Raw genomic sequence first — 7,238 nt, forward strand, 5'->3', positions numbered from 1 at the left:
GTCCTAACATTACTGACTAGAGCTATAAAAACTAAACCTAGTAAAGGTTTTCAAGTTAATAAATGGCTATGCCATTTATTAACTTGGTATTAGGCGTAGGGTTATTTTTGACTTGGTGGAACTTCCGATGGTAAAAGCATACCTCCCGATCGCCTATTGCCAGAGCCATTAGAAGCGCTATTGGGGATTAACGGCGAATCAATTTCAGGGATATCGGGAGGCAAAGCAATGGGTGGGGGAGTTTCTGATTTAGGTGCGGGGGGTGGGGCGATCGTTTGGACGATGAAGGAACGCATAACTATCTGCCCATCGGGATTAGTCACTTGCAGGGTATAGGTTACCTCGCCAGATTTGGGACTGAGGGGCAAGGCAAGTTGTCCTACCGCCGCAATATTGCCTGGAGCAGGAAGGAGATCGATCTTAGCGGCTGCCGAAGCTTCTATTTTCCACGATAGGGTTAGAATCGCAGGGACATCGGGATTGAGATTGAAGGAATACTGCGGTAAGGCATCCTGTCCATTAACCTTTAGCTCCAAAATTTTGGCAGGATAGGGCGCAATTTTAGTAATTTCGGTTTTTCGCGTCACGGGAACCGCCTTGGGATCTTCTGGAGGCTTGGTCGGCACGATCGCTAATTCAAAAATGTAGTTGCCTGAAGCCTTTGCCTCCGTAGGGACATTCCTACAGGTCATTTCATCGTTAGCGATCGCACAGTAGGGACTGAGCGATCGCGGCAAACCTTCAGCAAAGACAAATCGCAAGGGAGGACTCTTAACTTCACCTTCAGGCGATCGTCCCACTAGAGTTAACTCCCTCACTTGACTGACATTGGATATGCGCCAGTTAAGCCTTACTTCATTATCAAAATCGGGCTTGGGTCGGATAATTCGGAACTTATTTACATCGCCCCCGATCCCAAGCGCTGTTAAAAACACTCTCTTTTCCAAGGCTCCTGCAAGTAAACTCAACTCCGAACTTGAGATAGAATTTGAGACGGAATTCGAGACAGAACTTGATGTAGATGCGGTATCATTAGCTGCATCACTCGATCGAGCATCAGAGGATCGAGAATCAGTGCCATTACTAGAGACAGATCCTGATGTTGATGGGGCTTCTGAAGATGGATTGTCCGCTGTTTTCACGGGCTTGGATACAACCACAGGTAAAACTGGCTTGGACTCCGTATAAAGTGGTTTAGTTGAGGCAAATTCGACAATCTGCGATTGTGGTAAAGGTTCCACTAAAATCTTGCTGGTTTTGACCAAGGGAATCGCCGCTGTTTTAGGATTTTTTGATGATAGGTTCATCTGAAAAATATATTGGCTGGGCTTCCGCGCATCAGTGGGCACATTCTGACACAGTAGCTCGCGATCAATTACGCAATAGTCTTTGAGTTCGGGAGGAATGCCCTTCGTAAAGTTATAGACCACTGGCTGACTGAGAATCTTTTCGTCGGGGGATAACCCCTCTACTCTAATTTCGCGCACCAATTCGGGGTAGGAAATCCGCCAACGCAAGCGAATTGCTTCATTTTCTGATTCTTTATAAGTTGAGGATTCAGAAGTAAACTCCACTACCTGTGAAACATCGGGTGGACGAAAGAAAAACCACCAAATTAAAAAGATCACCGTGCCAATTAGCCCCAAAATCCCCATAATCAACAGGACAAATTGCCACCAAGGACGGGCAGGGACTAATACGTTACCTGTGTAGCGATCGTTGGGTAGAAGGGCATCCTGCTTATCCTCCAGTTCGATAATAAAACTGAGATAGCGATCGCCCCAAAATTTGGGCTTACACTTTTTCGTCGTTTCGATCGCAATATTTACCTTGACCGTGCCAAAGGGAGAAATTTTAATTTCTCCCTGCTCCAATTTGTAGATCAATAATCCTTCCTGTTCAGGACTACTAGCCCGCAAAGTTAATTCCCGCGCAATATTTCCCTTACTTTTAAAGCGCATTTCGTAGACGGAAGGCTGATTATTCACCCTTGTGAGGATCGTCACTAATTGGATATCCAGTTGATAGGTAGGGAGAATCTCAAAATATGCAATATCCAGTAATGATAAATCTGGGTTATTAGCCGAATGAACTCGAATAGTTGGGGCATAAATACCCGCCCACACATCTAAAGGGGGCTTGAGAATGAGATTAACCTGTCCTTGATTGTCGGGGTTAAGGGGTAACCCATCGGCAGCCTCGACAACTCCTGCTAGAGCTAAGCCTTCAGGATAATAAATAGAAAACCATTTCGGATCGAGATCGGGAACGGTCACCCGAAAGCGATCAACCCTTTCCGAGCGATTGGTAACGCCAATTAACAATTGCCAAATCTCGCCCGATCGCATGGGATGAGGATTGTCAGAGGTGGTGCGCGGCAGAGTCACAAAGGTGGGATCGTTAACCCTGACTACTTCTTGCAACGCAGGCAGCACGATCACCCGCCCTTTATACTGGATCGGTGTATGTTCTGGATAATGCTGGGGCGCATCGATAATTAGGGTATAGCCATACTCATCGGGCGTAGTAGTGGGAGGAACTTGAATCTGGAATACCACTTCACAGCTCTGCCCCACACTCAGAGCTAAGGTCTCAGACGGATAAGGACACCAAGCATAGATCGAACTTGAGTCTCGATCGAGCGCAACGCTAATTACTGCACTGCGATCGCCTTGATTGGTAACCGTAACACATAGCTCAAAGCTCTCCCCCGTGGCGATCGAGACTACCCCCGATGGATTGAGAATAATTGATAGGGGGCGGATAGCAACGGATGCTGGGGCAATCTTACCTAGCGCTTCCGTGTTCTGCTGATTGCGAAAATCAATTTCATAATAGATCAGCCCCTGATTTTGCCGCATTTCAATAAACCCTTGGCTCACTAAAGCCTCAAGATCGTTGCGGATATCCTCGAGATCGGCTTCAGTATAAGCAGCGATCGCCTCCAACGTTACCTGTTGCTGACGCATAATCCAATGCAGAATATGATGTTGCCTTGGGGATAGGGTCAAAATATCCACCATGCTCAAGCCTGCATTTTGCTCTGTATCGCTACTATCAGTGTTTGAGGCAAAGATGCTTGGTTCGCTCCTCATATTGTGCGGGATTTTCTTAGGTAATTAGGTCAAAGATTATAATTAAGAATACAGCCCAAAGCCCTATGAAAAGTTTAAGTAATCACAAATTACTCAATTACCCAGCAATATCGAGCATTATTATGACGCTAAATTATGACGTTAAATAAAGTGATAACCCAAGGTCGAGATTTGTAATCCATAATCTTTCGCTATGCTAGCTAATGGGATTATACAGCCCTTTGCGCTCAAACTCAGCATCGGTAAACTAGGGAAAGCGTTGCTTGATAACACCTTCCGTAATACCAAGTTAAGCCAAAAGCATCGAAACGCCTAGCAAAACACCCAGCAAAACACCCAGCAAAACATTAGCAAAACGCGAGTAATAACCCATGAATGAAGACGAACTCAAACAACGCCTAAATCTAGAGATAGAGACGATGAGCGTTAATAAGCTAACTGAAACCGCTAATCTCGCCCAATCCTTGGGCTTAATTGCTGGACATGGGTTTCGGGGCGGAAAATATGAAATTTTAAGTCAAGGAAAGGTCATCTTATTACCAGTCAACGAAGCAGAAACTTATTTAGAGAAATTGATCCAGACATTAACCACATAAGCATGACAGTATCGCCAATTCCTATCGTTAATAATGACTGGCTAAAATCCAGCCAGTACGATCTATTCATCGAGATCTCCCAACTGCGGTTTACCTTAGAGCAAAAAATCGCCACCAGCAAAGGAGAGCCCTTAGAATCACCTATTCCAAATTTTCCCCATCCTCCAGTCATAGATAGTTATTTAAATCTGCTATGCACAAACTTCTCTCTTTCTAATTTTGAGAGAGATATTTTGCTTTTATGTGCGGCGATAGAATTCGATCCCAGTTGGGGCGAACTTTTTGCGGAAATTACAGGGGATCTCAAACAAAACTATCCCACCTTTAGCCTAGCGATGTCATTGCTAGATTCGGTTGACTGGTTAGCTTTTTCCCCTGCCGCCAATTTACGCCAATGGCATCTAGTAGAGATTGGGGTGGGCAATTCTCTTACCTCCAGTCCATTGCGGATTAACGAACGAATCCTGCATTATTTAATGGGAGATCAGCATCTGGACGAGCGGTTACTCAAACTATGCGAGCCTATAGTTGCAAATCCAGTTCGGATTGAATCCCATCGACAAGTCGTCACACAAGCGATCGCTACTTGGGTCAGTGTGTCCGAATCTGATGAATACGATCGATTGCCCGTGCTCCAACTCTGTGGCGAAGATATAGCCAGTAAAACCGAGATCGCTATGGAAATTTGCAGAGAGCTGGGGCTGACTCTGTATAAAGTCTCGGCAAATATTTTGCCTAACGATCTCAGTCATCTCCAGCTAATCGCTCAACTCTGCGAGCGGGAATATACGCTAGGGATGATGGCTCTATTACTAGACTGCGATCGCGACGAATATCCGCAACCCAGCCAAGAGACTGCGATCAGCTATCTAACCGAAATTCTTAACTGTCCGACGATCATCAGCAGTCAGAGTCGTCGCCGCCAACACCAACGTACAATTATGACCTTTGATGTGCGATCGCCTTCCATCCCAGAGCAACAAGCTTTATGGGAAAAGGCTCTCAACGATCTCGATGTCTCCGACTCCCTCAATGGATCTATTCACCAACTCGTCTCCTATTTCAACCTCTCGCCTACCCATATCTACAATGCATCTCTCAAGGCTAAGAGCTTACATCAAAAAGAATCGAACCATACATTCCATCAATCCCTCTGGCTAGCCTGTCGTACCCAATCACGCCCAAGACTGAACGAACTCGCTCAAAGCGTTGAAACAACTGCTAACTGGGAAGATCTCATTTTACCCGCCAAGGAAAAAATCGTCCTGCAAGATATTGCCGCCCATGTCCGCCAGCGCTTAACCGTCTATGAGAAATGGGGATTCGCAGGCAGAAGTCGGCGCGGCTTAGGAATTAGCGCCCTGTTTGCAGGTAGCAGCGGCACAGGGAAAACAATGGCAGCAGAAGTATTGGGCAATGAGCTTCAGCTCGATGTCTATCGGGTCGATCTCAGTTCGGTGATCGATAAATATATTGGTGAAACCGAAAAAAATCTCAAACGCATTTTTGATGCGGCGGAGGGGGGCGGCGTAATTTTACTATTTGACGAAGCGGATGCTCTCTTTGGCAAACGAACGGAAGTAAAGGATAGCCACGATCGCCATGCCAATGTCGGGGTCAGTTACCTATTGCAGAGAATGGAAGCCTATCGCGGGCTGGCTGTTCTCACAACTAATCTTAAAAACTCCCTCGATCAAGCATTCTTAAGGCGACTGCGCTTTGTCATTCAATTTCCTTTTCCCGATGCCGAACAAAGGGCAGAAATCTGGCGCAGAGCTTTTCCCAAGCAAACACCCATTCTCGATCTCGACTACATCAAACTTGGCAAACTCAGCGTTGCGGGTGGTAATATTCGCAACATTGCCCTCAATTCTGCTTTCATTGCAGCGGATCGTAACGAACCCGTCCAAATGAAACATATCTTGCAGGCCGCAAAAATCGAATATATTAAACTTGAAAAACCTATGATGGATGCGGAAGTAAAAGGATGGGTCTAGTGAAAAGGTTTGTTCGCAATAAAGCGATCGCGATTTCAATATCCATTGTAGCGATCGTAACCAGCGTCACAGTAACATCAGCAATCGCCGCCAATCAAAGCCATGTCGATCAACTGATCAAAACCAAAGAATGTTCGGAATGCGATCTCCCCGATGCTAGATTGGGTGGAGCGGACTTAATCGGGGCAAATATTAGGGATGCCGATCTCCGCAAAGCTGATCTGCGAGGGGCAAAGCTAGATGGGGCAAAGTTTATGCGATCGAATATGTTAGGTGCAGATCTGCGCTTTGCCTTGCTATCGGGGGCAGATTTTTTAAACGCAAACCTCTTAGAAGCCAAACTTGAAGGGGCAAATCTATTTCGGGCAAATCTCAAATATGCCAATCTCGAACGAGCGATTTTCCCGCAAGCTTCCTTAAAGAATGCCGATCTCCAATTTGCCAAATTAATCGGCGCTAAAATCAATGGAGCTAATTTTGAATCTGCCAATCTCTCCCTAGCCGATCTCGAAAAAACCGATCTCACGAACTCGCGTCTAAAAAGAGCAAATCTCCGCAGAGCCAATTTGAGCGAATCCAATCTGACAAGGGCAAACCTCGAAGGTGCAAGTTTGGAAGGAACAACCTTTGCAGGTGCAAATCTATTTCATGCCGATCTGCGATCGAGCAAAATCGATAGCGATACATTTTTCGATCCAAAGTGGTTCCTCGTCTGGAAGGTTGTCAATCAAAGATTGGAAGAACAAACCCTCGTTGAAGCAGATCTATCAGGGGGAAACTTTGAGAAGGCAAATCTTGCGGGCACAAATTTAGAAGGGGCAAACTTTACTGAAGCCTATCTGTTTATTACCAATCTCCGCCGCAGCAATCTGGTACGAGTTAAATTTAATGCCGCTAATTTGCGCTATGCCGACCTCACCAAGGCAAATCTCACGGAAGCCGACTTTGAGGGAGCGCAATTATCCGATGCTAATTTAGAAGGAGCGAATCTTCGCCTTGCCAATTTACGGGAAAGCATTATTAATGAAGAAACGGTTCTCGATCGCAAGTGGCGTACCGTTTGGGAAATCGTCAACCGTGGCGGCGAAGATCGCAATTTTAGGGGTATTGATTTATCAGGCGCAAACTTACGTTTGGCGAGGCTCAGGGGAGCGCAGTTAGTAGATACCGATCTCAATCAATCTGATTTGCGTGGTGCAGATTTTGTCGGGGCAAACTTACAACGCACTAATTTCTCAGGTGCAAATCTTACGGGGGCAAATCTGCGGGGTGCGGTGATGCAAGGTACTAACTTTTGTGGCGCAACGATGCCCGATGGCACTGTGGGAAAATGCCAGTAATACCAATTTCCAAAATGGCGTTGCCTTTTTGGAAATTGGTATTATAGCTGCCGCCAACTGTATCAGGACATAAAACCCAAAAGAGAGTTGCCGCGCGAAGCGCGGCAACTCTCTTTTGGGTTTTGATTTTGTCCTAACAAAACTGGCGACAGCTATATTAAGAAATGGCTACGCTATTTCTTAACTTGGTATTACAGAATCGTAATTTTA

General features: G+C 45.8%; 4 protein-coding genes. 3 read left to right on the forward strand and 1 reads right to left on the reverse strand.

Annotated elements, in window-relative coordinates:
* Positions 1 to 101: 101 nt before the first annotated feature.
* Complete coding sequence (locus AC805_RS15815; RefSeq protein WP_055076311.1) at positions 102 to 3,095, reverse strand: hypothetical protein; 2,994 nt, start codon at positions 3,093 to 3,095, stop codon at positions 102 to 104.
* A 371-nt stretch (positions 3,096 to 3,466) separates the two neighbouring features.
* Between AC805_RS15815 and AC805_RS15820 the strand changes: the two genes are divergently transcribed.
* The 3 genes from AC805_RS15820 to AC805_RS15830 are packed head-to-tail and all read left to right on the forward strand — an operon-like array spanning position 3,467 to position 7,028.
* On the forward strand, positions 3,467 to 3,691 hold the full coding sequence (locus AC805_RS15820; RefSeq protein ID WP_055076312.1) for a hypothetical protein: 225 nt from the start codon (positions 3,467 to 3,469) through the stop codon (positions 3,689 to 3,691).
* A gap of 2 nt (positions 3,692 to 3,693) precedes the next feature.
* Positions 3,694 to 5,688 carry an ATP-binding protein gene (locus AC805_RS15825; RefSeq protein ID WP_055076313.1) on the forward strand — a complete coding sequence of 665 codons (1,995 nt, stop codon included), beginning with the start codon at positions 3,694 to 3,696 and terminating at the stop codon, positions 5,686 to 5,688.
* On the forward strand, positions 5,688 to 7,028 hold the full coding sequence (locus tag AC805_RS15830; protein ID WP_231663163.1) for a pentapeptide repeat-containing protein: 1,341 nt from the start codon (positions 5,688 to 5,690) through the stop codon (positions 7,026 to 7,028). The genes AC805_RS15825 and AC805_RS15830 overlap by 1 nt, the downstream gene beginning before the upstream one ends.
* Positions 7,029 to 7,238 lie beyond the last annotated feature (210 nt).

Origin of the sequence: Pseudanabaena sp. 'Roaring Creek' (assembly GCF_001402795.1) — a bacterium.
Taxonomy (GTDB): domain Bacteria; phylum Cyanobacteriota; class Cyanobacteriia; order Pseudanabaenales; family Pseudanabaenaceae; genus Pseudanabaena.

Bases quoted from the DNA above. Each gene is read 5' to 3' on its own strand.
- AC805_RS15820 (WP_055076312.1), top strand. From the start codon at position 3,467: ATGAATGAAGACGAACTCAAACAACGCCTAAATCTAGAGATAGAGACG.
- AC805_RS15825 (WP_055076313.1), top strand. From the start codon at position 3,694: ATGACAGTATCGCCAATTCCTATCGTTAATAATGACTGGCTAAAATCC.
- AC805_RS15815 (WP_055076311.1), bottom strand. From the start codon at position 3,095: ATGAGGAGCGAACCAAGCATCTTTGCCTCAAACACTGATAGTAGCGAT.